We start from the raw sequence: 25,631 nt of genomic DNA on the forward strand, positions 1-25,631 counted from the left end.
CCCACGTGACCCGCCCAGTCACGGCAACGGGCGGGCGGCGGGAAAAACACCCCACGCAAGCCAAGACAACGGAGGGGAACACGCGAACCGACCCAGAACGCCCAGCGCAGCGCCACCGCAACGGACGGGCGGCCGGAAAAACCTACGTAAGCCGCACGCGCGAGAAATAGGCGAACCGCGCCCAGCGAAAAACAACGTCAGGCGAGGAAATCGCGCGCGATCCGCTCAGCCACACGTTCCAGCAACGCCCCGGCATTAGCCATACACAACGCGGGATCGGGTTCGAGCTCAAGCAACGGGTACCCCCGGCGGATGCCGGCCCCGCCGAGCGTCCCCGGCGTCAGCGCCAGCCGCCCGCAGACGGCGACGACGTCGACCCCCTTGGCCCGAGCGGCCTGAGCGACCCCCGCCGGGGCCTTGCCGTGGAGGGTCTGTTCGTCCAGCGAACCCTCGCCCGTGATGACGAAATCGGCCCGTTCCAGGGCTTCCGCGAATCCCAGCAGTTCGAAAAGAACCTCGACGCCGGGACGGAAGCTCGCCCGCAGACCGACCATCGCGCCGTAGCCGATGCCGCCGGCGGCGCCCGCGCCCGGGGCTTCGGCGGCGTCGAGCGCGGCCGGGCCGAGCGCCTCGCCCAGCACCTGCGCGTACCGGCCCAACGCGGCGTCGAGCGCGGCGACGTCAGCCTCGCTCGCGCCCTTCTGTGGGCCGTAGACGGCCGGCGCGCCCTTTGGGCCGCGCAGCGGGTTGTCGACGTCGCTGGCGAGGATCACCTCGGTCTCGGCGAGCCTCGGGTCGAGCCCGGACAGGTCGGCGGCGGCGATCGACGCCAGCGCCCCGCCCCCGGGACCGACAGGTGCGCCTTCCGCGTCGGTGAACCGCGCGCCGAGCGCGGCCAGCATCCCGGCCCCGCCGTCGGTCGTGGCGCTGCCGCCGACGCCGAGCACGATGGTGCGGGCGCCCGCGTCGAGGACGGCACGCAGGAGCTCACCGGTGCCGTACGTGGTCGCGGTGAGCGGCGCGAAGACGCCCTTGGGCAGATGGCGCAGGCCGGAGGCCTCGGCCATTTCCACGACGGCGGTGGCCTCGCGGAGGGCGTAAGCGGCGGTGACCTGATCGCCCAGCGGCCCGGTCACCTGCGCCGTCCGGCGTTCGAACCCGGCCGCGACGGCTGCGTCCACGGTGCCGTCGCCACCGTCGGCGACCGGCAGCGACTCCACCCGCAGCGCGGGGGCGACCCGGCGCAGACCGACGGTGACGTGCTCGGCGACCTCTACGGCCGTGAGCGAGCCTTTGAACTTGTCCGCCGCGATCAGCACGCTGCGAATTTCTGTCACCTTGCACTCCTGATGGACATGTCGCGCCGTTCGGACCCTATCTGCCCGATCGTCCGTTCACCATGGGTGAGATCGACCCGCCACTGACCGTAACGGCGCGGTCACGGACATAGTGGGGCGACATGACCACCGCGGGGACCGACAAGAAACACAGTCGCCCGCCGGCTGGGTCCTCGGGAATTTCGGCTGGCTGTTCGTGATCGCCGCCGATGTCTTCCTCGCGCTGTGCGTGGTGATCGCTTTCAGCCGTTTCGGCCGGATCAAGCTCGGCCCCGACGTCAGCGAGCCGGAATTCAAGAGCAGGCCACGCAGCGGACGGCCCACGGCACAATGAGGATGTGCCGCAGTATGCCGAGATCGAGCTCGCCGACAACACCTCCGTACGACTGGAGTTGACGCCCGTCGGCGATCCGCCGGAGGGTATCGCCGGGCCGTTCCACACCGGGCACGGCCCCGCCGTGGTCGCGCACCTCGCCGAGGACGCGCTGCGCGCGATGCTGCGTCCGCTCGGACCACTGCTGCAGCAGGTGCACGATTCGATCACCATCGCCGACCATCCGCCGAACCAGATCACGGTCCAGTTCGGCGTCGTCGTCGGTGACGATCTCAGCCTCGGGATCGTCGGCGCCAACGGTCAGGCGTGCATGACCGTTTCGGCGACGTGGGGGACCCCCTTCGGCGCGGCCCCGCAGCCCGGTGTGGTGCCCGCGGCTCAGCGCCCCACCGCATAGCCCTGCATGCCGCGCGGGTTGGCGGCCGCGGAGAGCACGCCGGTCTGCGGGTCGCGGGCGACCGCGCACAGCCGGCCCTCGGACCACGGCTCGGCGAGGATGACGTCATGGCCGCGGGCGCGCAGCGCGGCGATCGCCCGTGCGCCGATGCGGGATTCGACAGTGACGCTGCCGGGCCGCATCGTGCGCGGGTAGAAGGAGCCGGGGAAGCTGTCGTTGTGCCAGTTCGGGGCGTCGATCGCGCCCTGCAGGTCGAGGCCGCCGCGGACCTGGGCGCGCAGCGCGACGGCGAGGAAGAAGTGCAGACTCCACTGGTCCTGCTGGTCGCCGCCGGGCGTGCCGAACGCCATGACGGGCACGCCGTCGCGCAGCGCGAGCGACGGGGTGAGAGTGGTTCGCGGACGGCGGCCCGGTGTAAGGGAGTTGGGCAGGCCCTCCTCCAGCCAGGTCATCTGCAGGCGGGTGCCGAGGGGGAAGCCGAGCTGCGGTACCACCGGGTTCGACTGCAACCAGCCTCCGCTGGGCGTCGCGGCGATCATGTTGCCCCAGCGGTCGACGACGTCGAGGTGGCAGGTGTCGCCGCGGGTCAGGCCGTCCTTGGCGACGGTGGGCTCGCCTGCTCCCGCGACGCCCAGCGCGTCCCAGGCGGAGTCGCCCGTTGCCGTGCGCAGGACGTTCTTCGGCAGCTGCGGGGTGCGGCCGCCGGGGGATCCGGGCCGCAGGTCGCCCGAGGCGTGCTCGCCTATGAGGGCGCGGCGGGCGGCGTTGTAGGAGGGCGAGAGCAGCTCGGCGAGGGGGACGGGCGCTGCGTCGCCGTACCAGGCCTCACGGTCGGCCATCGCCAGCTTGCTGCCCTCGATGAGGGTGTGCAGGTAGGGCTCGCTGCCGTATTCGACGTCCGTGAAGTCCTGTGGAAGCAGGGCGAGTTGCTGCAGGAAGACCGGTCCCTGGCTCCATGGGCCGGCCTTGGCGACCGTCCAGCAGTTCCAGTCGTAGGTGACCGGCGTCTCGTAGCCGGCGGACCAGTGGGCGAGGTCGTCGCCGGTCAGCACCCCTTCGTGCCGCTCACCCGAGGTGTCCATCGTGGGACGGGCCGCGGCCTCGGTGAGCGCCTCGGCGACGAAGCCCTCGCGCCAGACGCACCGGGCCGCCTCGATCTGCGTCTCACGTCCGCTCCCGGCCGCCTCGGCCTCGGCGACGACGCGGCGCCAGGTGGCGGCGAGTGTGGGGTTCTTCAGCAGCGCGCCGGGTGCGGGCGCCTTGCCTGCGGGCAGGTACAGCTCGGCCGAGCTGGTCCATTCGGTGGTGAACAGCTCCCGTACCGTCTCCACGGTGGCGCCTATGCGCTCGACGGCCGGATGGCCCGCTTCCGCGTAGCCGATGGCGTAGGAGAGCACCTGGGCGAGCGACTTGGTGCCGTGGTCGCGCAGCAGCAGCATCCATGCGTCGAAGGCACCGGGGACGGCGGCCGCCAACGGACCGGTGCCGGGCACGAGTTCGAGGCCGAGGTCCGTGAAGCGCTCGATGGTGGCACCCGCGGGGGCGGGTCCCTGACCGCAGAGGACCTGCACCTCTCCCCCGGCCGGTGCGAGGATCGCCGGCACCTCTCCGGCGGGTCCGTTCAGGTGCGGTTCGACGACGTGCAGCACGAAGGCGGCGGCGACCGCGGCGTCGAAGGCGTTGCCGCCGTCTTCGAGCACCGCCATCGCCGACTGGGAGGCGAGCCAGTGGGTGGACGAGACCATGCCGAAGGTGCCCTGGAGGGTGGGGCGGGTGGTGAACACGTCGGTCACTCCTTCGTGGGGCGGGCGGTGGCGGCGTCTACGCGGGCACCGCGGATCATGACAAGTCACGCCTTGGGCATGTCGAAGAGCTCCGTCAGCCGCGCGGCCAGCCGCAGATCGCCGTGCGCCCTGAGCTTCCGCAGCAGGAACAGCACGGGTCCTGATGCGTTGCCGGAGGCGAGCCTGAGCAGGTCGGGTGCGGCGAGGGTGACGGTGAGGCGCGGTTCGCGGTCGGTGGTGTGCGGGGTGACGACGAGACAGCCGTCGGCGATGTATGTCTCGTAGACGTCGCACGCATCGCCCTCACCCGTGATGCGCCAGCGCACCAGCGCCGTGCGGTCGCCCGCCGCCTCCGGCCGGAACAACAGCTCCATGCGGCGGAACAACTCGTCGAGAACGCGCCTGCGGTGCGGTCCCGTCATCACCTCGGCCGCCTTGCGCGGCGGTGTGCGCTTCACGATCCGGGCGAACTCGCGCGGCTCGACGGCACCGAGGTCGAGCGCGTCCAGGTCCAGCTCCGGCTCCCGCTCGTCGTCGCTCATCGGGGCGTCCGGTGTTCCCGGCCCAGGCGGTGCAGCACCGCACGTGCCGCGCCGAGACCCGACATCCCGTGCACTCCCGGGCCCGGCGGGGTCGCCTGGGAGCACAGGAAGACCGCAGGATCCGAGGTGGCGTACGCGACGCGGCGCAGCGACGGCCGGATGACGGCGCGCAGCCCGGCCGTCGCGCCGCACGCGATGTCGCCGCCGACGTAGTTGGCGTTGTGCGCGGCGAGCTCGGCAGGCCCGCGCACGGCGCGAGCGAGCACGCGGTCGGCGAAACCGGGCGCGAAGCGTTCGATCTGACGCTCGATGGCGGCGGTGAAGTCACCCCGCCAGCCGTTCGGCACGTGCGCGTACGCCCAGAAGACGTGGCGGCCCTCGGGTGCGCGGGTGGGGTCGAAGAGGCTCGGCTGGGTGGTCAGTACGAAGGGCACGTCGGCGGTGCAGCCGCCGCACACCGCCCGCATGGCGGCGTCGATGTCCTCGTAGGTGGGCGCGAGATGGACGGTGCCGGCGCGCGCGGCCCGCGGGGAGCGCCACGGGACGGGTCCGTCGAGCGCGTAGTCGACCTTGAACGCAGCGGGTCCGTAGCGGTAGTGCCGGTACTCGCCGGCGAGGCCGGCGATGCGCGCGAGGGCGGTGGGAGAGGTGTCGAAGACGTAGGCGCGGGCGGGCGGCAGCTGCGTCAGCGAGGTGACCTCGACGCCGGTGTGGACGGTGCCGCCGAGCTCGGCGAGGTGGGCGGCGAGCGCGTCGGAGATCGCCTGCGAGCCGCCGCGGGCGAACGGCCAACCGCCCTCGTGCCCGGCGAGCAGAAACATCAGCGCCCCGCCGGAGGTGACCAGTCCGGTGAGCGGGCTCACCAGATGGGCCGCCGCACCCGCGAACAACGCCCGCGCCTTGGCCCCGCGGAAGCGCCGCGCGGCAACGGCGAGCGGCAGCCCGCCCACCGCGCCGAACCGGGCGAACAGCAGCGGGCTGTGCGGCAGCCCCGCCCACTGCGGGCGGAAGACGTCCCGGGCGAGCTCGTCCCAGCGGCCGGTGAAGGGCTGAACGAGACGCCGGTACGCGCCGGCGTCACGCGGACCGAGTGATGCCGCGGTCTCCCCGACGGTGGGCGCCAGCACGGCGGCGCTGCCGTCGGGGAACGGGTGGGCCATCGGCAGCTCGGGGTGGACCCACTCCAGGCCGTGCTTGTCGAGTGGCAGCGCCTTGAAGGCGGGTGAGCCGACGCCGAACGGGTGAGCCGTCGAGCACGGGTCGTGCCGGAACCCCGGCAGGGTCAGCTCCTCGGTGCGGGCGCCGCCGCCGACGGTCTCCCCCGCCTCGTACACCTCCACGGACAGACCTGCCCGCGCCAGTTCGACGGCCGCCGTCAGCCCGTTCGGCCCGGCCCCGACCACCACCGCATCAATCGTCACCTCCCTACCGTGCCACGGATCATGACGTCAGTGCGGGGATCACGTTCTCCCCGTAGGCGTCGATGGCCGCCTCGCGGGCGTCGTGCATGGCGTAGAGGGCGAACTGGTCGACGCCGAGCTCGCGCAGCTGCTGCATCCGTTCGATGTGCGCGGCGGGCGGGCCGAGGACGCAGAAACGGTCGACGACGGCGTCGGGCACGAAGGCCGTGTCGGGGTTCCCGGCTCGCCCGTGGTGGGCGTAGTCGTAGCCCTGCCGCTCCTTGATGTACGCGGTGAGCTCCTCGGGGACGAGGTCCGAGTGCTCGCCGTAGCGTGCGGCCAGGTCGGCGACGTGGTTGCCCACCATGCCGCCGAACCAGCGGCACTGCTCGCGCGCGTGGGCGAGCCCGGCCGGGGTGCCGTCGGTGACGTAGGCGGGAGCGGCCACGCAGATCGTGACGGCGGCCGGGTCGCGCCCGGCGTCGGCGGCGGCCCGGCGCACCGCCTTGACCATCCACTCGGTGAGGAAGGTGTCCGCGAGCTGCAGGATGAAGCCGTCGGCCTTCTGCCCGGCGAGGGCGAGCGCCTTCGGCCCGTAGGCAGCCATCCAGACCGGCAGCCGGCCCTCCCTCACCCACGCCAGCCGCACCGGCGTCCCGTCGACGACCGCCTCCCGCCCCTCGGCGAGGTCGCGGATCACGTCGATCGCCTCGCCGAGCCGGGCGAGGGTGTTGGGGCTGCGCCCGGCGACGCGCATCGCCGAGTCGCCGCGGCCGATCCCGCACACCGTGCGGTTGCCGTACATCTCGTTGAGCGTGGCAAAGGTGGAGGCGGTCACCTCCCAGGTGCGCGTGCCGGGGTTGGTGACCATGGGGCCGACCGTGAGCCGGCGGGTGTGCTCCAGGATCCGGCTGTAGATGACGAACGGCTCCTGCCACAGCACGGCGGAGTCGAAGGTCCAGCCGTAGCGGAAGCCGTTGCGCTCGGCGCGGCGCATCAGGCCGACGACCGCGGAACCCGGAGGGTCGGTCTGCAGGACGAGTCCGAATTCCATCGCCCGCCCCTTTCTCAGATTCTCAGATCAGGTTTTCAGATCAGGTACTGGCAGGCGGTGCGCGGCAGGTACTGCCCGTGCCCGGCGTGCCCGGTGTACGTGCGCTGGTCGATGACGAGCTCGCCCCGGGAGAGCACGGTCTCCACCTGCCCGGTGATGCGCCTGCCCTCGTACGCCGAATAGTCGACGTTCATGTGGTGGGTGGCGGCGGAGAGCACCTGCTCGGCGTGCGGGTCGTAGACGACGACGTCGGCGTCGGAGCCGGGGGCGAGGGTGCCCTTGCGCGGGTAGAGGCCGAACATGCGCGCCGGCGTCGCGCAGGCCAGCTCGATCCAGCGGCGGCGGTTGATGTGCCCGTCGACGACGGCCTGGTGGAGGAGGTCCATCCGGTTCTCCACCCCCGGGAGGCCATTGGGAATCTTGGAGAAGTCGCCGCGGCCGAGCTCCTTCTGCTCGCTGAAGCAGAACGGGCAGTGGTCGGTGGAGACGACGGACAGGTCGTCGGTGCGCAGGGCCCGCCAGAGCGCGGCCTGGTGGTGGGCGGGGCGCAGCGGTGTCGAGCAGACGTACTTGGCGCCCTCGAAGCCGGGCCGGGCCAGGTCGTCGGTGGAGAGGAAGAGGTACTGCGGGCAGGTCTCACCGAAGACGTTCAGCCCCATGTCGCGCGCCGTGGCGATCTCGGCGACGGCCTCCTCGGCGGAGACGTGGACGATGTAGAGGGGACAGCCCGCGACGCGGGAGAGCTGGATGGCCCGGTGTGTGGCCTCGGCCTCCAGCAACTCCTTGCGGACCTCGCCGTGGTAGCGGGGGTCAGTGTGCCCGGCGGCGAGCGCCTGCTCCACGAGGACGTCGATGGCGATGCCGTTCTCCGCGTGCATCATGATCAGGGATCCGTCGGCGGCGGCGCGTTGCATCGCGCGCAGGATCTTCCCGTCGTCGCTGTAGAAGACGCCGGGGTAGGCCATGAAGAGCTTGAACGAGGTCACCCCGTGCTCGACGAGCGCGTCCATCTCCTTCAGCGACTCCTCTGTCACATCGGAGAGGATCATGTGGAAGCCGTAGTCGATGGCGCACCGGCCGTCGGCCTTGCCGTGCCAGGCGTCGAGGCCCTCGCGCAGCGACCGTCCGACGCTCTGCACGGCGAAGTCGACGATGGTGGTGGTGCCGCCCCACGCGGCCGCGCGCGTCCCGGTCTCGAAGGTGTCGGAGGCGAAGGTGCCGCCGAACGGCAGCTCCATGTGCGTATGGGCGTCCACCCCGCCCGGGATCACATACTTGCCGGTGGCATCAATGACGCGGTCCGCGGTCCACGCCTGCGCGACCGAGGACTCATGAGCGGCGAGCGCGGCCACCCGCCCGCTGTCGACCAACACGTCGGCGTGAGCCTCTTCGGCGGCCGTGATCACCAGGCCGCCCCGGATGAGAGTGCGTGACATGCGCCCTCCTCAGACCTCGTGGACACATGGTGTGAGGCGTTTCAGCGTAGGCCGCGGGCGGCCTCCCCGGTAGCAGGCCCGCCGAGGTGGCGGGGGTAGGGTCCCCGCATGGCTCTGGAATGGGAACAGGTCGTGGTGGACGCCGCCGACCCGGTCGGGCTGGGACGCTGGTGGACCGAAGCGCTGGGATGGGTCGTCGTCAACGATTCACCTGAGGAGTTCGAGATCCGGCCCGCGCCGGACCGCCTGCCCGGTCTGCTCTTCGTCCCGGTCGACGCCCCCAAGACCGTCAAGAACCGCCTCCACCTGGACTTCCGCCCGGACGACCACACCGCGGAGGTCGCCCGTTTCCTCGCCCTGGGCGCCCGTCCCGTCGACATCGGCCAAGGCGAACAGCCCTGGACGGTGCTGGCCGACCCGGAGGACAACGAGTTCTGCGTCCTGGGCGCCCGCCATGCCTGGCCATGGCCTGCTGCATAGCACTCAGTCGCGAGTCACGTTGCCGGTATCGGGCGCGGGGTGATGACCGCTGATGACGTGCTGCACGTCGTCGGTCTGCTCGGTACGGCCGGGTCGGAGGTCTGGATCTGTGGCGGCTGGGGCATCGACGAATACCTGTGAAGGCGGCGTGGGCGTGGGAGCGACAACGTACGCCATCCCCATCCCGATGCCCGCTCTGAACCAGAACTGACCTGCCCGGGCGAGCGGCAGCGGCGGGTGCCCCGGACGAGGGCACCCGTTCGCCTCAGCCCTCTTCGAGCTGTTTGGCCGCGTCCTGCAGCGCCGCCTCGATGATTTCGGCGCCCTGCTCGGCCTCGGCGACGGTGAGCGTCAGTGGAGGCGCAATGCGGAGGACGTTCGCCGGGCGCCCGCCCTTGCCGATGAGCAGGCCCCGTTCACGCGCAGCCTCCAGGACGAGCTTCGCGGCCTGCGGCGACGGCTCGCCCGTGGACGGTGCGACGAGTTCGACGCCGATCATCAGCCCGCGCCCGCGTACCTCCCGTACGACGGGCGAGGTGGCGGCGACCGAGCGCAGCCGGGACATCAGCAGGCCGCCGACGCGGCGCGCGTTGCCCTGCAGGTCGTGTTCGAGCAGGTAGGTGAGGTTGGCCAGGGCGCCGGCAGTGGTGACCGGGCTGCCGCCGAAGGTGGAGATGGAGTCGGCGCGCAGGCAGTTCATCACCTCCGCGCGGGCGACGACACCGCCCATCGCCAGGCCGTTGCCGATGCCCTTGGCGAAGGTGAGGATGTCGGGCGGACCGGCCTGGGCGTGCGCCTGCCAGCCCCAGAAGTGCTCGCCGGTACGGCCCCAGCCGGTCTGCACCTCGTCGGTGATCCACAGAATGCCGCGGCGGTCGAGCACCTCGCGGAAGGCGGCGAGGAGCCCGTCGGGAGGGGAGGTGAACCCGCCGACGCCCTGGATCGGTTCGGCGATCAGCGCGGCGACCGTCCCGTTGGCCTGACCGAGCATGTCGTCGAGGTCGGCCACGCAGGCCGCGATGAACTGGTCGTCCGTCAGGTGGGCGTAGGGGCCGCGGCTGCGCACCCCGCCGTGGACGTAAAGCGTCTGCAGCGGGGAGAGGCTCGTCGGCGACCAGGCGGTGTTGCCGGTGACGGCGATGGAGCTGAAGGAGCGGCCGTGGTAGCTGTTGCGCAGCGCCAGGATCTGGTTGGAGCGGCGGTAGGTGGTGGCGAGCAGCAGCGCCGTGTCGTTGGCCTCGGTGCCCGAGGCGGTGAAGAAGACCCGGGCGTCGGGGATGCCGCTCAAGTGGGCGATGCGCTCGGCGAGTTCGACGGCGGTGTGGTTGAGGTAGAGCGTCGAGGAGTGCAGGATCTTCCCGGCCTGCTCGCTGACGGCCGCCGTGACCTCGGGGAGGGCATGGGCGGTCATGGTGGTCAGGATGCCGCCGAAGAAGTCGAGGTATTCGTTGCCTTCGGCGTCCCACACTCGGCGGCCCTCGCCGCGGACGATCTCGATGGGGCGCTCGTAGTACGTGGCCAGCCAGTCGGGCATCACGGCGCGGTGGCGTGCGTACAGCGCGGCGTGCGCCGGGCCGCCGGTGCTTTGGGGTGCGTTGGTCATGTGGGTCATAACGATCACGACTCCATGAGGGTGCCGTAGGCGTCGGGGCGCCGGTCGCGGTAGAAGGCCCACAACTGCCTCACCTCGTCGATCATCGCGAAGTCCAGGTCGCGGACGAGGAGTTCCTCCCCCTTGTCGGAGGCGACGTCACCGACGAACTGACCGCGCGGGTCGGCGAAGTAGCTGGTGCCGTAGAAGTCGTTGTCGCCGTATTCCTCCTGACCGACCCGGTTGATGGCGGCGACGAAGTACTCGTTGGCGACCGCGGCCGCAGGCTGCTCCAGCTGCCACAGATAACCCGACAGGCCGCGCGAGGTCGCGGACGGGTTGTAGACGAGCTGGGCGCCGGCGAGGCCGAGGGCACGCCAGCCCTCGGGGAAGTGCCGGTCGTAGCAGATGTAGACCCCGACCCTGCCGACGGCGGTGTCGAAGACCGGCCAGCCCAGGTTGCCCGGCTTGAAGTAGTACTTCTCCCAGAACCCCTTGACCTGCGGGATGTGGTGCTTGCGGTACTTGCCCAGGTAGCTTCCGTCCGCGTCGATCACGGCCGCGGTGTTGTAGTAGAAACCGGACTGCTCGATCTCGAAGACCGGGACGACGATCACCATGCGGAGCTCCTTGGCGAGCGCCTGCATCCGCTGAATCGTGGGTCCGTCCGGGACCGGCTCCGCCCAGTCGTAGTGCTCCGCCTCCTGCACCTGGCAGAAGTACGGGGCATTGAACAACTCCTGGAACCCGATGATCTGCGCTCCCTGCGAAGCCGCCGCTCGGGCGTGCTCCTCATGCTTGGCGATCATCGACTCGGTGTCTCCGGTCCAGGTCGCCTGTACCAGCGCGGCGCGTACAACCGTGGTCATGCGCAGCTCCTCTCCGTCCCACCCCGCTGTGCCCACTGTGACAAGACCGCGGCCGTTACTCAACGAGCATGATGACGTTTCATGCGGTGATCACCCAGTCACGGTCCCGCCAGTGGATTTGACAGGCAAACTTGCAAGCTTTCCTGTCGATCGTTTACGGTGGCTACATGTCCGCTTCCGATCAGTCACGGCTCGCCGACGAGCTCGCCTCGGCCGGCTCGCAGCTGGTCCGACGGCTGCGGATGGCCTCACCCGAGGGCGCTCTGACGCCGTCGCAGCGCTCCGTGATCGGCCGTCTGGGCACCGAGGGGCCTGCGACCACCGCAGCACTCGCCCGCGCCGAGCTGGTACGCCCGCAGTCCATGCGCGCCACGCTCTGCGCGCTGGAGGAGCAGGGGCTGGTCGGCCGCGCCCCGCACCCCACCGACGGCAGGCAGGTCATCTTCTCGCTCACCGAGGCAGGCAGGGAACGGCTCGGCCAGCTGCGCCACGCCAAGCGGACCTGGCTCGCCGACGCCATCGGCTCACAGCTGACCGCCGAGGAACAACGCGTGCTCGCCGAGGCGGTCGGCCTGATCAAGCGGCTGACCACGTCATGAGCGACGCACGCGAGGCCGCCGGGCGGCAGGGCATAACGATGTCTGCAGCGTTGTCCTCGCGGGCGACGGTGACATCAGCCGCTAGCGCGACGGGGCTCACGGAGGGAGGCGCGTGATACACGACGCCTCGGACACGCGGCAGGGACGCGTCTGCCGTGGCACCCACGACCGCACCGGCACCCGCACCACCGAGGGGTTCGGGGCGCGCCTGATCACGCCGTTGCTGCTCGGCTCGGTGCTCAACCCCGTCAACTCCACGATGATCGCCACCGCGCTCGCGTCGATCGGCGCGGATCTGCACGTCGGCGCCGCCGCGACCGCCTGGCTGGTGGCCTCCCTCTACGTCGCCAGCGCGGTGGGGCAGCCCGCGATGGGCCGCCTCGCCGATCTGCTCGGCCCGCGCCGGGTGTTCCTGTCCGGCCTGCTGCTGGTGGGCGCGGCCGGTGTGCTCGGCGCGCTCGCCCCGGACCTGGGCTGGCTGATCGGCTCGCGGGCACTCCTCGGCGTCGGGACCTCGGCCGCCTATCCGGCGGCGATGGCGCTGCTGCGCGCGCAGTCGCAGCGGCTGGGACGGGAGACGCCGAGGCCGGTGCTGGGACTGCTGTCGCTGGCATCGCTCTCCAGCGCGGCGGTCGGGCCTGTCCTCGGCGGCCTGCTCGCCGCCACGCTCGGCTGGCGGGCGATCTTCGCGGTCAACGTCCCGCTCGCCCTCGTCGCCCTTGTCACCGCCGTGCTGTGGCTGCCGGGCGGGAAGCCGCGACCCAGCGGCGAGGAGGGCCCGCGGAGGTCCGCCTCACTCGACCCGCTCGGCGTCACGCTCTTCGCCGTCACGCTCACCACCGCGATGGTCTTCCTGATGGGGCTGGCGAACCCGCGATGGTGGCTGCTGCCGCTCGTCGCCGTTCTTGCGGCCGCGCTGGCCCGTTGGGAGCTGCGCCGCCCGCAACCGTTCATCGATTTGCGGATGCTGACCCGCAATCGCGCGCTGGCGACGACATATCTACGGCACGGACTCGCCTACCTGATCATCTACTGCGTGATGTACGGCTACGCGCAGTGGTTGGAGCAGTCGCACGGTTTCTCGTCGTTCGCAGCCGGGCTGATCATGCTGCCGATGTCGGTGGCCGCAGCGGTGTGCTCGCTGCTCGGTGCCCGGACGAAGGGCATCCGTGCACCGCTCACCCTCGCGGCGGCGCTCCTCGTCTGCGGCAGCGCCGCCCTCCTCCTCGCGTACCGCCGGACGCCCCTGGCGTTGCTGCTGCTCGTCGCGGTGCTCTTCGGCCTTCCGCAGGGCCTGAGTTCAACGGGTAACCAGGCCGCGGTGTACGCGCAGGCTCCCCCGGGAGGCACCGGTGCGGCAGCCGGTCTGCAGCGCACCGCCCAGTACATAGGTGCCATCACCGCTGCCGCCCTGATCGGCCTGTACTACGGCCGGCGGGCGACGGATGCGGGGCTGCACGCGATGGCGGCCACGGTGGCGGTGCTCGGCCTGGCCCTGTTCGCCGTGACCGTGGCCGACCGGGCGCTGCGTCCCGGCTTGCCGACACCACGAAAATAATCACCTCCTGAGAGAAGGCAGTTCATGTCCGCAACACAGCTCGACCCCCGTACCGCCCTCGTTCTCGTCGATCTGCAGAAGGGGATCGTCGGCCGACCCACCGTCCCCCACTCGTCCGCCGAGGTGGTGGAGCGTGGAGCGCGGCTCGCGGCCGCGTTCCGCAAGGCGGAGCTCCCCGTCGTCCTGGTGAACGTCACGGGCGGTGCTCCCGGGCGTACCGATCAGCCCATGTCGCGGGGCGGAGCCCAACTGCCGGCCGACTGGGCCGAGCTCGTGCCCGAACTCGACCGGCAGCCGGGCGACATCACGGTCACCAAGCAGCAGTGGGGCGCGTTCCACGGCACCAACCTCGATCTGGAGCTGCGCCGCCGGGGTGTCACGCAGGTCGTGGTGGCCGGTATCGCGACAAGCATCGGTGTGGAGTCGACCGCACGTGCGGCGCATGAGCACGGCTACCACGTGACGATCGCCACCGACGCCGTGACCGACCTCGACACCGATGCGCACCGCAACAGCGTCGAGCGCATCTTCCCGCGGATGAGCGAGACCGACACCACCGACAACATCCTGGCGCTGCTCGGCTGACGCCGCGTCACGACGGCCGAGAGGGCTCCCCGGTGGCGGACGGCCGCCGGAGCCCTCTCGGCCGTCGGTGAACCCGTCGGTGAACCCGCGCGGAAGCCGACCGTCCGCCAATCGTTACCCGCGCGTGACATGTCGACCTATTACCGGAGGTAAGGGCTCCTGGTTACCCTCCAGTCACTTTTGCAGGAGTGATAGCCGGACGACAGGAGTCATCTGTGCCACCCGTGCCACCGTCCCGGCGCAGGACGCTGCGCGCCGCAGCGGGAAGCGTCTCCGCAGCCCTCGCCGTCTCCGCTGCGCTCGGCGCCTCCCCCGCGGCTCTCGCCGCGACCGCGCCGGCGAGAGCCGCGGCGACGACGGTGGCGGCCGACGCACCGGCCACCTTCCGCTTCGTCGACATCCCCGGCTCCGGCGGCGTCACCCTCAAGGGCAATGTCTTCACGCCCGGCGGCTACGACGCCACGCAGCGGTATCCGGTCGTCATCATGCCGAGCAGCTGGTCCCTGAACGACCTGGAGTACATCGCCCAGGCCAAGAACCTTGCGGACTCCGGCTATGTGGTGGTCAGTTACACACCGCGCGGATTCTGGCTTTCGGGCGGCCGCATCGAGGTGGCCGGACCGCAGGATGTCGCGGACATCTCGAAGGTCATCGACTGGACGCTCGCCAACGCCCCTGCCGATCCCCACCACATCGGCATGGCCGGCGTCAGTTACGGCGCCGGGCTCGGCCTGATGGGCGCCGCCCATGACCGGCGGATCAAAGCGGTGGTCGCGCTCAGCGGCTGGGCCGATCTCATCGACTCCATCTACAGCGGCCGCACCCAGCATCTGCAGGCCGCCGCGCTGCTCGGCGCCAGCGGCTATCTGACGGGCCGGCCGAGCGCGCAGCTCCAGCAGACGCTCGCCGACTTCCTCGCCTCCCGCTACGACAAGGAGGCGCAGATGATCGCGTGGGGCAAGGAGCGCTCTCCCGACACCTACATCAATCAGATCAACGCCAACGGTGCGGCGATCATGATGGCCAATGCCTGGGGCGACAGCCTGTTCAACCCCAACCAGCTCGGCTCCTTCTACGACAGGCTGCGCGTGCCCAAGCGGCTGGAGTTCCGCCCGGGCGACCATGCCACCGCCGAGGCCACGGGTCTGTTCGGGCTGCCCAACGACACCTGGAGCGACGCCGAACGCTGGCTCGACCACTACCTCAAGGGCGAGGACAACGGCATCGACCGCGAGCAGCCGGTGGAGCTGGAGCCGACCACCGGCGGCGGGTACGAGTCGTACGCCAGCTGGGCGGACGTGGCGACCACCACCCGGAAACTCGCTCTGGGCCGGGAGAACTTCTGGGGCACGGGCGCGCTCGGCGGCGACGCCGTGTCCGGCTGGAGCACCCGGATCGGGACCAACGTCGACTCCGGTGCCGACGGCGGCATCATGTTCCTCTCCCAGCTCGCCGACCAGCTCGCCAAGATCCCGCCAATGGCCGAGATCCCGCTGCTGCCGCGCGCCTACGCGGCCGTGTGGCAATCGGGCACGTATGGGACCGGGCAGCGCATCCGCGGCACGGTGCATCTGCACACGACGCTGACCACCACGGCGGACAAGGCCAGCTTCATCGCGTACCTGTACGACGTGAACCCGCTCGGCGTCGGCAAGCTCATCGCCCACGCCCCGCAGACCTACATCGACCGCACACCCGGCCGGCCGTTCGGAGTCGACCTGGATCTGTTCTCCACCGCGTACGACGTGCCCGCGGGCCACCATCTCGCCCTCGTCATCGACACGGTCGACCCGCTCTACATCACCCACAACCCGATCGGCTCGCACCTCACCTTCTCCTCCCCCGCCGACGATCCTTCCTGGCTGTCGATCCCGCTGAACTGACCGACCTGCCGTCAGCCGAAGACGCGCGAGGCGAGCGAGGCACGCTCCTCCTGGGGGATGGAGGTCCAGCGGGTGCCTCGGATGGCGCCTTCGAGTGCGAAGAGGGTGTGGCTGCAGGCGTCTTCGGGGAGGTCGTCGCGGATCTTGGCGAACGCCGCTTCCGCACCGAGGCGGCGTAGTTCAGCCGCGTCGCTGACCCCGGCGTCGCGCAGCCGGTCGGCCAGGATCGAGCCGATATTGGGGAGCTTTTCCAGTGATTCCATGCCGTATCTCCCGGTCTGCGGTGGATGGTATCGCCTTGGGCCATGATGCCCGGCGATCGGCCCGATCCCGCGGATGCGCGGCCGTCGGGACTTTGTGAACCGGGGGTTGTCGGACGATCAGGATTACGGCAGCGTACGGGCCACGGATGATCACTAGCGATCACTGACGATCAGAAAGGGTGATCGGATGGAACGGCGTGGAAGAGCCGGGCATATGAGGCGATGGCTACGGGGGCTCGGTCTTTTCGGCGCGGTGACGGCCCTCGCGCTCGGCGGAGCGAGCGCCCCCGCCTGGGCGGGCCAGACGCCTGCGCCCGGCTCCAACCCGGCGCAGGACTACCAGGATCCGGTCAGCGCGGCGCCCCCTGTGAGCCGGCCCGACACCCGTCACTGCACGGTGACGGTGATGCAGCACGACTTCGCCAACACCATCAGCGACCCGCCCTACCAGAACACGGTGACGCCGCCCAGCGCTTGTGCCGGGCCGTGGACGAAGGTGGTGCTCGACTGGTCGGGCAGCGTCAAGGGGCGGCAGTACGACCGGCTCGCGGGGGTGCGGCTGGGCGGCGCGGAGATCTTCCGCACCAGCACCGCAGAACCGGACGACCCGGGGATCTCCTGGCACGTCGACAAGGACATCACCGAGTTCACCCCGCTGCTGAAGAGCCCTCAGCAGCTCCAGGTGGAGCTCGGCAACGTTGTCAACAGCACGTACACCGGCATCTACCGCATGAAGCTCACCTTCACCTACTACATGGCGGACGCCCGGCACCCGGCGGCGCGGACGGCCGACGAGATACTGCCGGTCGCCCAGCACAAGGCGGGCGCCCCACCCTGGTTCGACCTCGGCAAGGGCCAGTCGGCGACGACCTCGCTCACCTTCCCGCGCAATCTGACGCGCGCCCGTCTCGAGGTGTACGCGCGGGGCGGCGGCTGCGACGAGCAGTGGTTCACCGCAGTGCCCGACGACCTGGCGGCGACCGCGCCCGACTATCTGTGCGGTGGAGGCCCCTACCGCGAGGTGCAGGTCTCGGTCGACGGACATCCGGCGGGCCTCGCCCAGCCCTATCCGGTGGTCTACTCCGGCGGCATCGTGCCCACGCTGTGGCGGCCGATATCTGCGATCGACCAGTTCCGCACGCTGCCGTACGACATCGATCTCACCCCGTTCGCGGGCGAACTGACGGACGGTCGGCCGCACATCCTGACGATCACGCCGTACGGCGACAACGACGACTGGACGCTGGGAGGTTCGCTCTTCCTCGACACCGACCACAAGCGCGCTCAGACCTCGGGCCGGGTCACCCAGGACACCCTCGGCCTCACCCCGGCGATCTCGACGACCGAGACCAAGCAGTCCGACGGATCCACCGATGTGGCGGTGACGGCGCAGCGGTCGTGGAGCATCAGCGGCTATGTCGACACCTCGCACGGACGCGTCATCACCACCGTCGGACAGCAGCTCGCCTACACCAACAGCGATGCGGTGTCGAAGACCGGCCAACGGCAGGTGATGCGGCAGACCGACGCCGGTACGACAACCATACGGACACAGGGTCCGGGGCAGGCGGAGACCACCGCTCGCCACGCATGGTCGTACCCGATCGACGTCGACAGCGATGTGATCTCCGACGTCGACTACAACAACTACGACCTGCAGGCCACGGTCGCCCAGGGCCGGGTGCTGCTCGACACCCTCCAGGACGGCCGCTCCGGCGCCTGGCGGACCACGGGCACCACCGACGACCACCTGAACGCCACGGGTGAACTCGCCCGCAAGGACGGCGCCGTGCTGAGCGCCGACTCCACCTCGTCCGAGCAGTACACCGGCACGACCGACAGCGGTGCGTGCTACGAGCGGACGCTGCGGGCGGCGCACGGCTGGATCACCTCGGACACCGGCGGATCCGGCGGCCGCTGCGTCCGTCCGTAACCGGCTCCCTGAGCCGGGCCGGCGGCCGGCCCGGCTCAGGCGCCGCTGCCCTCCGCGGCCTCCGCGTGGACCTGCGCCAGCTCGGGCGCGCCGATAGCCGCCCACGCCTCGCCTGCCTCCACCACATCGAGCTCGCGTCCCGAGGCGAGCCGGACCATCGGGCGGCCGTCCGGCCACACCTGCCAGCGGGCGCCCGGCACCGTCCGCACGATCACGGTGCCGAGGTAGAGGCCCGCGTCGTTGCCGAGCCCGGACAGGGTCCCGGGCGCATCACGCCAGCGTGGCGTGAGCTGGTCCAGAGCCTCCAAGGAGGCGACGGTGCCGTCCAGTTCGATCCCGGCGTCCACGGCCTGCGCGCGCAGGAGCTCGCACTCCGACAGCAGCTCGGCGACGCCCTCCGCGTCGTCGTCACCGGCGGACGACGCCTGCCCGGCCGACGGACCCGAAGGAGCCGAGGGGCCCCGGCGCCATTTGTCGAAGAAGGAGACTGCCATACGCACAGCCTGACACTCCAGGCCCGCCGTGCGAAGACACGCCCACGTGTCTCACACGTCGAGGTCGAGATCGACCACGACCGGTGCGTGGTCGGAGGCGCCCTTGCCCTTGCGCTCCTCGCGGTCCACGTAGGCATCGCCGACGGCCTTGGTGAACGGCGGGTTGGCATAGACCAGGTCGATCCGCATCCCCTTGTTCTTGGGGAAGCCCAGCTCCCGGTAGTCCCAGTAGGTGTACGGCCGGTCGTACTTCAGCGGGCGCGGGACGACGTCGGCGAGTCCCGCGTCGCGCAGGCCCGCGAGCGCCGCCCGCTCGGCGGGCGTGACGTGCGTGAGCCCCTCGAAGAGCGCCGGGTCCCAGACGTCGTCGTCCGTCGGCGCGACGTTGTAGTCGCCCAGCACGGCGAAGGGCCGCTCGCCCGCCGCGTCCTCGCCGACCGCCGCCCGCAGCGCCTCGAACCAGTGCAGCTTGTAGTCGTAGTGGTCGTGCCCGACATCCCGGCCGTTGGGCACATAGACCGACCAGACCCTGACCGGCCCGCAGGTCGCGGCGACTGCGCGCGGCTCCGTGCCCCCGTCGTAACCCGGCTCACCGGGCAGGCCCCGGGTCACCTCCTCCAGGCCGATCCTCGACAGCACCGCGACGCCGTTCCACCGGCCGGTGCCGTGCACCGCCGCCTCGTAGCCGAGCTCACGCAGCTGCTTGTACGGGAACGACGCCTCGGCGCACTTGAGCTCCTGGACGCACAACACGTCAGTGCCGCTGCTCTGCAGCCAGGCGAGCAGCCGCGGAAGGCGGGCGGTGATGGAGTTGACGTTCCAGGTCGCAATGCGCAGTGCCATGCCTGGCAATCTACCGTCCGGGTGTGACAAGCCGGGAGCTCAGATCAGCTCAACGCTCTCACCAGGGGCGATGCGGGTGTATTCGGTGCGACCGACGCCCGGGCCCGCGGGGCCGAAGTTCCGGTTGTAGATCGCGTGACCGTTGTCGTTGAGCAGCCCGTCGTGGATGGCGTAGGCGCACCGCGGCCCGACCGCACGGACGTAGTCGACAACCTCGGAGAACTTGTTCCACGGCGCGTGCACCGGGAGCATCAGGGTGTCCACGGGCCGGTCCGGCACGGTGAGGGCGTCCCCGGGGTGGAAGACGGTGGCGTCGACGAGGTAGCCGACGTTGGTGACGCGCGGCATGTCGGGGTGGATCACGGCGTGCAGTTCGCCGTGCACCTCGACGCCGAAGCCCGCGTCGATAAACGCGTCCCCGTTGCCGACGGTGTGCACCCGGCCGGGGAACGCGGCGGTCAGCCGGTCGGCGACACTGCGCAGCGTCCAGATGCGGGCCGCCGGGTTGGCCTCCATCGCGGCGCGCAGCCGCTGCTCGTCGAAGTGGTCCGGGTGCTCGTGGGTGACGAGGATGGCGTCCGCTCCGACGGCGGCGTCCTCCTCGCTGAACCCGCCCGGATCGATGACCAGCACCTGTCCGTCCTTCTCCAGCCGGATGCAGGAATGACCCTTCTTGGTGAGCTTGATCACCGGTGCTCCTCGAACTGTGACCGACGGTGCTGCTGCCGCGACCATCCTCTACCCGGGGAGGCTGGTCTCCTCCTTGATGACGCGCTGGGCCACCACGAATGCCGAGTTGGCGGCCGGTATCCCGCAGTAGACGGCGGTCTGGATCAGCACCTCCTTGATCTCGTCGGGTGCGAGCCCGTTGCGCAGCGCGGCGCGTACGTGGAAGGCGAGCTCCTTGAGATGGCCGCCGGCCGCGAGGGCCGTGAGCGTGACACAGCTGCGCGTCCTGCGGTCGAGGCCGGGTCTCGTCCACACCTCGCCCCAGGCGTAGCGGGTGATGAACTCCTGGAAGTCGGCGGTGAAGTCGTCCGCAGCAGCCACGGCCCGGTCGACATGCGCGTCGCCGAGCACCTCGCGCCGCACCTTCAGGCCCGACTCGTACGGGTCCGGGCGGGCGGCGGGCGGCTGGTCCGGCGGCTCGGTGGCGTCCGCGGGCCATGCGGCCTCCTCCGGCGCCGACTGGCGGGGCGGCTGGGCGGCCGCGGCCGGGGGTTCCACCGGCAGGCGTACCGGGGGCGGGTTGATGGCGGCCGTCGCGGGCCGGTCCTGCCATGCGGTGGTGAAGTGCCGGACGATCAGGTCGGTCACCGCGCGCGGCTGCTCGACGGGTACGAGGTGTGCGGCGCCGGGGACGACCGCGAGCCGCCCGTCGGGGATCCCGGCAACCAGGGCGCGTGCGTCGCCGGGCGGGGTCGCCGGGTCCTCGGCGCCCGCGACGACGAGGGTGGGGATGGCGATCCGCGCGAGCTCGGTACGGACGTCGAAGGCGGCGAGTGCCTCGCAGGCGGCGATGTAGCAGTCGGGTTCCGTGGCCCGGACCATCTGGACCGCCCACTCGACGATGGAGGGCTGGGCGGCCCGGAAGACGGGGTGGAACCACTGCTCGGGAGTGGTCTGTGCGATCCGGTCGAGTCCGCCGGAACGCACCACGACGCCGCGCTGCCGCCAGGAGTCGGGGGTCTCGAAGCGCGCGGAGGCGGAGACCAGGCCGAGCGAGGCGACGCGGTCGGGGTGGCGCAGCGCGAGGTCGATGCCGATCGCGCCGCCGAGCTGGCAGCCCACGTAGCCGAAGGTCTCGACGCCCAGATCGTCGAGGGTGGCGAGCAGCCGGTCGGCGAGGTCGGTGACGGAGGATGCGGCGTCGACGGGCGCGCCGCCGTGGCCGGGGAGGTCGTAGCGCAGCACCCGCCAGTGGGCGGCCAGTTCGGGGATCTGGCGGTCCCACATGTGCCATGTGGTACCGAGGGCCGGCCCGAGCACGAGTACGGGGGCACCCTCGGGGCCTTCGATCCGGTGCTGGAGGGTCTTCGGGTCAGTCACCACAACACGCTATCGAGAGACCGGAACCACTCGTTCAGGGGGCCCTAGGGCTCAGTGGAAGGTGATGGTCGAGACGGTGTAGACGACCGGTGCGTCGGGGTTGTCCAGGTTCACGGTGATGTCGTGGCCAGGCTTGCCGTTCGAGCCCGGCAGGGAGACTCCGTCCCAGTCGTGTCCGGCCGGGAAGCTCCAGCCGACCCGCTTCGCCTGGCCCGTCGTGATGGTCAGATGCCCTTGCTCCAGTTCGGCGCGGCTGATGCCCAGCTGCGCGAGGAAGGTGTCGAGTCCGCCGGCGGTGGTGGTGAACTGCACGTACAGCGAGCTGCTCCGCCATGAGTTGGACTCGAAGTACGCGGGTTGGGTGACGCCCGACGGGATCGGCAGCTGGTATATGCGGCGCTGCACCGAAGCCGGTGTGTCGTGCACCAGGCCGGCCATCTCGGCCTGCAGCTGGCGGGCGGCCTGCGGATCGTGGCTCTGTCCGGCGGCGATGACGACGTATCCGGCGGGGATGACGACCAGCAGCGCGATGATGAGCCACTGGATCCAGCCGCGCTTCTTCTTCGCGTTTTTCACGGTGCGCAGGGTGTCGGTCATCGACGTACCTCGCGGCTGCGCGGCGCGAGCCGCGCGTTGAGTGTCGCGTTGAGCGACGAGACTCGCTCCCGGCGCTCGACGCGTCGGCGGTTGGCTCGGCGGAACCTGCGGGCGACCAGCCGGGCGAGATCGGCCGCGCCGACCATCCCGGCCTCGGGCCCGAGCTCTGCCGTGACGATCCGTGCCTCGGGCCGGTAGCCGCGCCCGGTGAGCGTACGGCGGAAGGCGTCCCTGGCCGGGCCGATCAGCAGATCGTCCGCGGCGCTCACCCCGCCGCCGATGACGAAGCAGGACGGGTCGAGGGCGGCGGCGAGGTTGGCGATGCCGACGCCGAGCCACTGCCCGATCTCCTGGAACAGCTCGACGCACATCGCGTCGCCCTCGCGGGCGAGCTCGGTGATGAGCGGCCCGGTGATCTCGTCGATGCGGCCGCCCACGCGCTCGATGATCCCGTAGGCGACCGGCGACTCGGCCGCGGCGAGCTCACGGGCCTCGCGCACCAGCGCGTTCCCCGAGCTGTACTGCTCCCAGCAGCCGCGGTTGCCGCACGGGCAGCGGTGTCCGCCGGGCACGACCTGCATATGGCCGAATTCACCGGCGACGCCGTAGCGGCCGCGCTTGACCTGGCCGTCTTCCAGGATGGCGCCGCCGATCCCGGTGCCGAGCGTGATCATGACCAGGTCGGCCTCGCCGCGCCCCGCACCGAAGCGCCATTCGGCCCAGGCCGCCGCGTTGGCGTCGTTGTCCACCATGACCGGCACCCGCAGCCGCTCGGTGAGCGCGTCGCGCAGCGGCTCGTCGCGCCACGCCAGGTGCGGTGCGAACAGCACTCGGGACCTGTCGGCGTCGACCCAGCCGGCCGCGCCGATGCCGACCGCGTGCACGTCGTGACGCTCGGAGAGGTCGAGGACGAGATCGGCGATGGTGTCCTCGACGACCTTGGGGCTCTTGGACTTGTGCGGGGTCTCGGTCCGCAGCGTCTCCAGGATGTGGCCGTCGGCGTCGACCACCCCGGCCATCACCTTGGTGCCGCCGATGTCGATTCCGACGGTGGGCACCCGGGGCGCCGTCAGGTGGGAGCGGCGCTCACGCCGCCCGACGGTGAGCACGGTGGCGCGCGCCGCGCCGGTGCGGTGCACGCGTTCGCGGTTGGCGCTCAAAGGGGGATCTCCGGGTCAGTGTCGGCGGCAGGGACCGCCATTACGCCCACGAATATACGTCAGCGGCTGGTCAGTGGCTTCAGGGCCGCACGAGGAGCTGGAACTCGAAGGCGTAGCGCGAGGCGCGGTATATGTGGGTGCCGTATTCGACGGCACGGCCGGTGTCGTCGTAGGTGGTGCGTTGCATGGTCAGCAGAGCGGCGCCCTCGGGCTCGCCGAGCTGCTCGCCCTCGTCGGCGGTGGCGGTGCGGGCACCGACTGCCTGCCGTGCGCTGTGCAGGGTGATCCCCGCGCCGCGCATCAGCCGGTACAGGCCGGTCGCCTCCAGCTGCGCGGTGCCGGGATCGACCAGGCCCGGCGGCAGATAGTTGCACAGCCGGGCCATCGGCTCGCCGTGGGTGAGCCGCAACCGCTCGATCACCCGGACGTCGCTGCCCTCCGCGATGCCCAGCGCGCCGGCGACCTCGGCCGAGGCCGGCTCGGTCTCATTGCGCAGGACGCGGGTGGCCGGGCTCTGGCCTGCCGCCTGCAGGTCGTCGTAGAGGCTGCTCAGCTCGAGCGGCCGCTTGACCTGGCTGTGCACGACCTGGGTGCCGATGCCCCGGCGGCGGACCAGCAGCCCCTTGTCGACCAGCGACTGGATCGCCTGCCGGACGGTGGGACGGGACAGGCCGAGCCGCCCGGCGAGCTCGATCTCGTTGCCGAGCAGGCTGCCCGGGGCGAGCCTGCCGTGCTCGATGGCGCTCTCCAGCTGCTGGGCGAGCTGGTAGTACAGCGGCACGGGGCTCGACCGGTCCACTGTGAAATCGACGACCGCGGACTCCGCGGGCTCAGGGGTGGGCACGGGGCGAGAATATCCGCCCGCAAGGGTGACAGGAACCTCTGACATCAGATTGTCCTGACATTCAGTGTTGAGAGATTCGCGGGGTGTCCGCGGCGCTCAGTGGTTGCTGGGGAAACCCAGGTTGATTCCGCCGTCCGAGGGGTCGGGCCAGCGGGTGGTGACGACCTTGCCGCGGGTGTAGAAGCTGACGCCGTCGTTGCCGTAGATGTGGTGGTCGCCGAAGAGCGACTCCTTCCATCCGCCGAAGGAGTGGTAGCCGACCGGGACCGGGATCGGCACATTGACGCCGACCATGCCCGCCTGCACCTCCAGTTGGTAGCGCCGGGCTGCCCCGCCGTCACGCGTGAAGATCGCGGCGCCGTTGCCCCACCGGGAGCCGTTGATCAGGCTGATGGCGTCCTCGTACGTGTCGGCGCGCAGCACGCACAGCACCGGGCCGAAGATCTCGTCGCGGTAGGCGTCGCTGTCGGTGGGGACCTTGTCGAGCAGGCTGACGCCCAGGAAGTGACCGTTCTCGTACCCCTCGACGACCAGGTCCGTGCCGTCGACGACGACCTCGGCGCCCTGGTCGCAGGCGCCCTTGACGTACCCGGCGACGCGGTCGCGGTGCTCCTTGGTGATCAGCGGGCCCATCTCGGAGGCCGGGTCGTCGCCGGGTCCGATGCGCACGGCCCTGGCGCGCTCGGCGATCTTCTCGACCAGGGTGTCGCCGATGTCGCCGACCGCGACGACCACCGAGACCGCCATGCAGCGCTCGCCGGCCGAGCCGTAGGCGGCGTTGACGGCGGAGTCCGCGGCGAGGTCCAGGTCGGCGTCGGGCAGCACCAGCATGTGGTTCTTCGCCCCGGCGAGTGCCTGGACGCGCTTGCCGGCCGCCGTGCCGGCGGTGAACACATGGCGGGCGATGGGGGTCGAGCCGACGAAGCTGATCGCGTCGACGTCCGGGTGCTCCAGGAGACGCTCGACGGCGACGCGGTCGCCGTTGACGACATTGAGCACGCCGTCCGGGAGCCCGGCCCGCGCGGCCAGCTCCGCAAGCCGGTACGCGGCGGAGGGGACCTTCTCGCTGGGCTTGAGCACGAAGGTGTTGCCGCACGCGATGGCGAGCGGGAACATTCACATCGGCACCATGGCCGGGAAGTTGAACGGCGTGATACCGGCGACCACGCCTACCGGCTGGCGGATCGCGCTCACGTCGACCCGCGTCGAGACCTGCGTGGACAGCTCGCCCTTGAGCAACTGCGGCACGCCACAGGCGAGTTCCACGATCTCCATGCCGCGCGCCACCTCGCCCAGCGCGTCGGAGTGCACCTTGCCGTGCTCCGCGGTGATCAGCGCGGCGATCTCGTCGCGGTGCGCGTCGAGCAGTTCGCGGTACTTGAACAGTACGGCGGTGCGCTTGGCGAGCGAGGTGGCGCTCCAGGTGGAGAACGCGGCCGTGGCGGCGGCGACCGCCTCGTCGACCTCCTCGACGGAGGCGAACGCGACGCGCTTGGTCCGCGCGCCGGTGGCGGGGTTGAAGACGGGCCCGTAGGCGCCGGACGTGCCCTCGACGGGCTTGCCGCCTATCCAGTGGTCGATGGTCTTCATGTGCGGGGC

23 protein-coding genes and 2 pseudogenes are annotated in these 25,631 nt (G+C 71.1%); 8 read left to right on the top strand and 17 right to left on the bottom strand.

From position 1 onward, the window contains the following. Positions 1–197: 197 nt before the first annotated feature. Positions 198–1,337: a glycerate kinase gene (locus NGB36_RS29845; RefSeq protein WP_372509565.1), complete on the bottom strand. Its 1,140-nt coding sequence runs from the start codon at positions 1,335–1,337 to the stop codon at positions 198–200. A 109-nt stretch (positions 1,338–1,446) separates the two neighbouring features. Here NGB36_RS29845 and NGB36_RS29850 point away from each other — a divergent pair. Both NGB36_RS29850 and NGB36_RS29855 read left to right on the top strand, forming a co-directional pair. Next, positions 1,447–1,632 (top strand): annotated as a pseudogene (locus NGB36_RS29850) (BCCT family transporter); the annotation flags it as partial. A gap of 43 nt (positions 1,633–1,675) precedes the next feature. Next, entirely contained in the window at positions 1,676–2,068 is a 393-nt protein-coding gene (locus NGB36_RS29855) for a CU044_2847 family protein (protein ID WP_255923708.1), read from the top strand. Here the strand turns inward: NGB36_RS29855 and NGB36_RS29860 are convergent. The 5 genes from NGB36_RS29860 to hydA form a co-directional block, all read right to left on the bottom strand. Next, on the bottom strand, positions 2,050–3,852 hold the full coding sequence (locus NGB36_RS29860) for a gamma-glutamyltransferase family protein (RefSeq protein WP_255923709.1): 1,803 nt from the start codon (positions 3,850–3,852) through the stop codon (positions 2,050–2,052). The genes NGB36_RS29855 and NGB36_RS29860 overlap by 19 nt on opposite strands. Positions 3,853–3,917: 65 nt before the next feature. Then, positions 3,918–4,394, bottom strand: coding sequence for an SCP2 sterol-binding domain-containing protein (locus NGB36_RS29865; protein WP_255923710.1), 477 nt, complete (start codon positions 4,392–4,394; stop codon positions 3,918–3,920). Next, entirely contained in the window at positions 4,391–5,815 is a 1,425-nt protein-coding gene (locus tag NGB36_RS29870) for a phytoene desaturase family protein (protein ID WP_255923711.1), read from the bottom strand. The genes NGB36_RS29865 and NGB36_RS29870 overlap by 4 nt, the downstream gene beginning before the upstream one ends. 19 nt (positions 5,816–5,834) lie before the next feature. Beyond that, positions 5,835–6,848, bottom strand: a complete 1,014-nt coding sequence (locus NGB36_RS29875; protein WP_255923712.1) for a TIGR03842 family LLM class F420-dependent oxidoreductase — start codon at positions 6,846–6,848, stop codon at positions 5,835–5,837. A 35-nt stretch (positions 6,849–6,883) separates the two neighbouring features. Further along, on the bottom strand, positions 6,884–8,284 hold the full coding sequence (gene hydA / locus NGB36_RS29880) for a dihydropyrimidinase (protein WP_255923713.1): 1,401 nt from the start codon (positions 8,282–8,284) through the stop codon (positions 6,884–6,886). A 108-nt stretch (positions 8,285–8,392) separates the two neighbouring features. Here hydA and NGB36_RS29885 point away from each other — a divergent pair, with 108 nt between their 5' ends. After that, a complete protein-coding gene (locus NGB36_RS29885) occupies positions 8,393–8,764 on the top strand; it encodes a VOC family protein (RefSeq protein ID WP_255923714.1) in 372 nt (123 codons plus the stop codon). Between the two features lie 265 nt (positions 8,765–9,029). Here the strand turns inward: NGB36_RS29885 and NGB36_RS29890 are convergent, their stop codons facing one another. Continuing rightward, positions 9,030–10,376, bottom strand: coding sequence for an aspartate aminotransferase family protein (locus tag NGB36_RS29890; protein WP_255923715.1), 1,347 nt, complete (start codon positions 10,374–10,376; stop codon positions 9,030–9,032). A gap of 5 nt (positions 10,377–10,381) precedes the next feature. Next, positions 10,382–11,224, bottom strand: a complete 843-nt coding sequence (locus NGB36_RS29895) for a nitrilase-related carbon-nitrogen hydrolase (RefSeq protein ID WP_255923716.1) — start codon at positions 11,222–11,224, stop codon at positions 10,382–10,384. Positions 11,225–11,391: 167 nt separating this feature from the next. Here NGB36_RS29895 and NGB36_RS29900 point away from each other — a divergent pair, with 167 nt between their 5' ends. The 4 genes from NGB36_RS29900 to NGB36_RS29915 all read left to right on the top strand — a co-directional run bounded on the left by NGB36_RS29900 (position 11,392) and on the right by NGB36_RS29915 (position 15,849). Further along, positions 11,392–11,823 carry a MarR family winged helix-turn-helix transcriptional regulator gene (locus tag NGB36_RS29900; RefSeq protein WP_255923717.1) on the top strand — a complete coding sequence of 144 codons (432 nt, stop codon included), beginning with the start codon at positions 11,392–11,394 and terminating at the stop codon, positions 11,821–11,823. Positions 11,824–11,935: 112 nt separating this feature from the next. Next, positions 11,936–13,381 carry an MFS transporter gene (locus tag NGB36_RS29905; RefSeq protein WP_255923718.1) on the top strand — a complete coding sequence of 482 codons (1,446 nt, stop codon included), beginning with the start codon at positions 11,936–11,938 and terminating at the stop codon, positions 13,379–13,381. A gap of 24 nt (positions 13,382–13,405) precedes the next feature. Further along, positions 13,406–13,966, top strand: coding sequence for an isochorismatase family protein (locus tag NGB36_RS29910; protein WP_255923719.1), 561 nt, complete (start codon positions 13,406–13,408; stop codon positions 13,964–13,966). Between the two features lie 224 nt (positions 13,967–14,190). Further along, entirely contained in the window at positions 14,191–15,849 is a 1,659-nt protein-coding gene (locus NGB36_RS29915) for a CocE/NonD family hydrolase (protein WP_255923758.1), read from the top strand. 11 nt (positions 15,850–15,860) lie between these two features. Here the strand turns inward: NGB36_RS29915 and NGB36_RS29920 are convergent, their stop codons facing one another. Next, positions 15,861–16,112, bottom strand: coding sequence for a TfoX/Sxy family DNA transformation protein (locus NGB36_RS29920; RefSeq protein WP_255923720.1), 252 nt, complete (start codon positions 16,110–16,112; stop codon positions 15,861–15,863). Positions 16,113–16,326: 214 nt separating this feature from the next. On the opposite strand from NGB36_RS29920, the gene NGB36_RS29925 reads away from it, so the two are divergent. Beyond that, on the top strand, positions 16,327–18,045 hold the full coding sequence (locus NGB36_RS29925) for a peptide-N4-asparagine amidase (protein ID WP_255923721.1): 1,719 nt from the start codon (positions 16,327–16,329) through the stop codon (positions 18,043–18,045). 35 nt (positions 18,046–18,080) lie between these two features. Here the strand turns inward: NGB36_RS29925 and NGB36_RS29930 are convergent, their stop codons facing one another. The 8 genes and pseudogenes from NGB36_RS29930 to NGB36_RS29965 all read right to left on the bottom strand — a co-directional run bounded on the left by NGB36_RS29930 (position 18,081) and on the right by NGB36_RS29965 (position 25,622). Continuing rightward, positions 18,081–18,539: a DUF6278 family protein gene (locus tag NGB36_RS29930; RefSeq protein WP_255923722.1), complete on the bottom strand. Its 459-nt coding sequence runs from the start codon at positions 18,537–18,539 to the stop codon at positions 18,081–18,083. Between the two features lie 51 nt (positions 18,540–18,590). Continuing rightward, the gene (locus NGB36_RS29935; protein ID WP_255923759.1) at positions 18,591–19,376 is read right to left on the bottom strand and encodes an exodeoxyribonuclease III; all 786 of its coding nucleotides are present in this window, start codon (positions 19,374–19,376) and stop codon (positions 18,591–18,593) included. A 45-nt stretch (positions 19,377–19,421) separates the two neighbouring features. Further along, positions 19,422–20,069, bottom strand: coding sequence for an MBL fold metallo-hydrolase (locus NGB36_RS29940; RefSeq protein ID WP_255923760.1), 648 nt, complete (start codon positions 20,067–20,069; stop codon positions 19,422–19,424). A gap of 51 nt (positions 20,070–20,120) precedes the next feature. Continuing rightward, positions 20,121–21,431, bottom strand: a complete 1,311-nt coding sequence (pcaDC, locus tag NGB36_RS29945; RefSeq protein ID WP_255923723.1) for a bifunctional 3-oxoadipate enol-lactonase/4-carboxymuconolactone decarboxylase PcaDC — start codon at positions 21,429–21,431, stop codon at positions 20,121–20,123. Positions 21,432–21,482: 51 nt separating this feature from the next. Further along, positions 21,483–22,028: a hypothetical protein gene (locus NGB36_RS29950; protein ID WP_255923724.1), complete on the bottom strand. Its 546-nt coding sequence runs from the start codon at positions 22,026–22,028 to the stop codon at positions 21,483–21,485. After that, positions 22,025–23,188 (bottom strand): ROK family glucokinase, encoded by a 1,164-nt coding sequence (locus NGB36_RS29955; protein WP_255923725.1) that lies wholly within the window; start codon positions 23,186–23,188, stop codon positions 22,025–22,027. The genes NGB36_RS29950 and NGB36_RS29955 overlap by 4 nt, the downstream gene beginning before the upstream one ends. 79 nt (positions 23,189–23,267) lie before the next feature. Beyond that, complete coding sequence (locus NGB36_RS29960) at positions 23,268–24,077, bottom strand: GntR family transcriptional regulator (protein WP_269470735.1); 810 nt, start codon at positions 24,075–24,077, stop codon at positions 23,268–23,270. Between the two features lie 51 nt (positions 24,078–24,128). Continuing rightward, positions 24,129–25,622: pseudogene (locus tag NGB36_RS29965) on the bottom strand (CoA-acylating methylmalonate-semialdehyde dehydrogenase). Between the last annotated feature and the right edge of the window lie 9 nt (positions 25,623–25,631).

Origin of the sequence: Streptomyces humicola (genome assembly GCF_024436035.1) — a bacterium.
GTDB classification, from domain to species: domain Bacteria; phylum Actinomycetota; class Actinomycetes; order Streptomycetales; family Streptomycetaceae; genus Streptantibioticus_B; species Streptantibioticus_B humicola.

What these genes read in the sequence shown, in the direction of transcription:
- NGB36_RS29865 (WP_255923710.1), bottom strand. Translation starts at nt 4,394, where the DNA reads ATGAGCGACGACGAGCGGGAGCCGGAGCTGGACCTGGACGCGCTCGAC.
- NGB36_RS29875 (WP_255923712.1), bottom strand. Translation starts at nt 6,848, where the DNA reads ATGGAATTCGGACTCGTCCTGCAGACCGACCCTCCGGGTTCCGCGGTC.
- hydA (WP_255923713.1), bottom strand. Translation starts at nt 8,284, where the DNA reads ATGTCACGCACTCTCATCCGGGGCGGCCTGGTGATCACGGCCGCCGAA.
- NGB36_RS29885 (WP_255923714.1), top strand. Translation starts at nt 8,393, where the DNA reads ATGGCTCTGGAATGGGAACAGGTCGTGGTGGACGCCGCCGACCCGGTC.
- NGB36_RS29890 (WP_255923715.1), bottom strand. Translation starts at nt 10,376, where the DNA reads ATGACCCACATGACCAACGCACCCCAAAGCACCGGCGGCCCGGCGCAC.
- NGB36_RS29895 (WP_255923716.1), bottom strand. Translation starts at nt 11,224, where the DNA reads ATGACCACGGTTGTACGCGCCGCGCTGGTACAGGCGACCTGGACCGGA.
- NGB36_RS29900 (WP_255923717.1), top strand. Translation starts at nt 11,392, where the DNA reads ATGTCCGCTTCCGATCAGTCACGGCTCGCCGACGAGCTCGCCTCGGCC.
- NGB36_RS29910 (WP_255923719.1), top strand. Translation starts at nt 13,406, where the DNA reads ATGTCCGCAACACAGCTCGACCCCCGTACCGCCCTCGTTCTCGTCGAT.
- NGB36_RS29920 (WP_255923720.1), bottom strand. Translation starts at nt 16,112, where the DNA reads ATGGAATCACTGGAAAAGCTCCCCAATATCGGCTCGATCCTGGCCGAC.
- NGB36_RS29925 (WP_255923721.1), top strand. Translation starts at nt 16,327, where the DNA reads ATGAGGCGATGGCTACGGGGGCTCGGTCTTTTCGGCGCGGTGACGGCC.
- NGB36_RS29930 (WP_255923722.1), bottom strand. Translation starts at nt 18,539, where the DNA reads ATGGCAGTCTCCTTCTTCGACAAATGGCGCCGGGGCCCCTCGGCTCCT.
- NGB36_RS29950 (WP_255923724.1), bottom strand. Translation starts at nt 22,028, where the DNA reads ATGACCGACACCCTGCGCACCGTGAAAAACGCGAAGAAGAAGCGCGGC.
- NGB36_RS29960 (WP_269470735.1), bottom strand. Translation starts at nt 24,077, where the DNA reads ATGTCAGAGGTTCCTGTCACCCTTGCGGGCGGATATTCTCGCCCCGTG.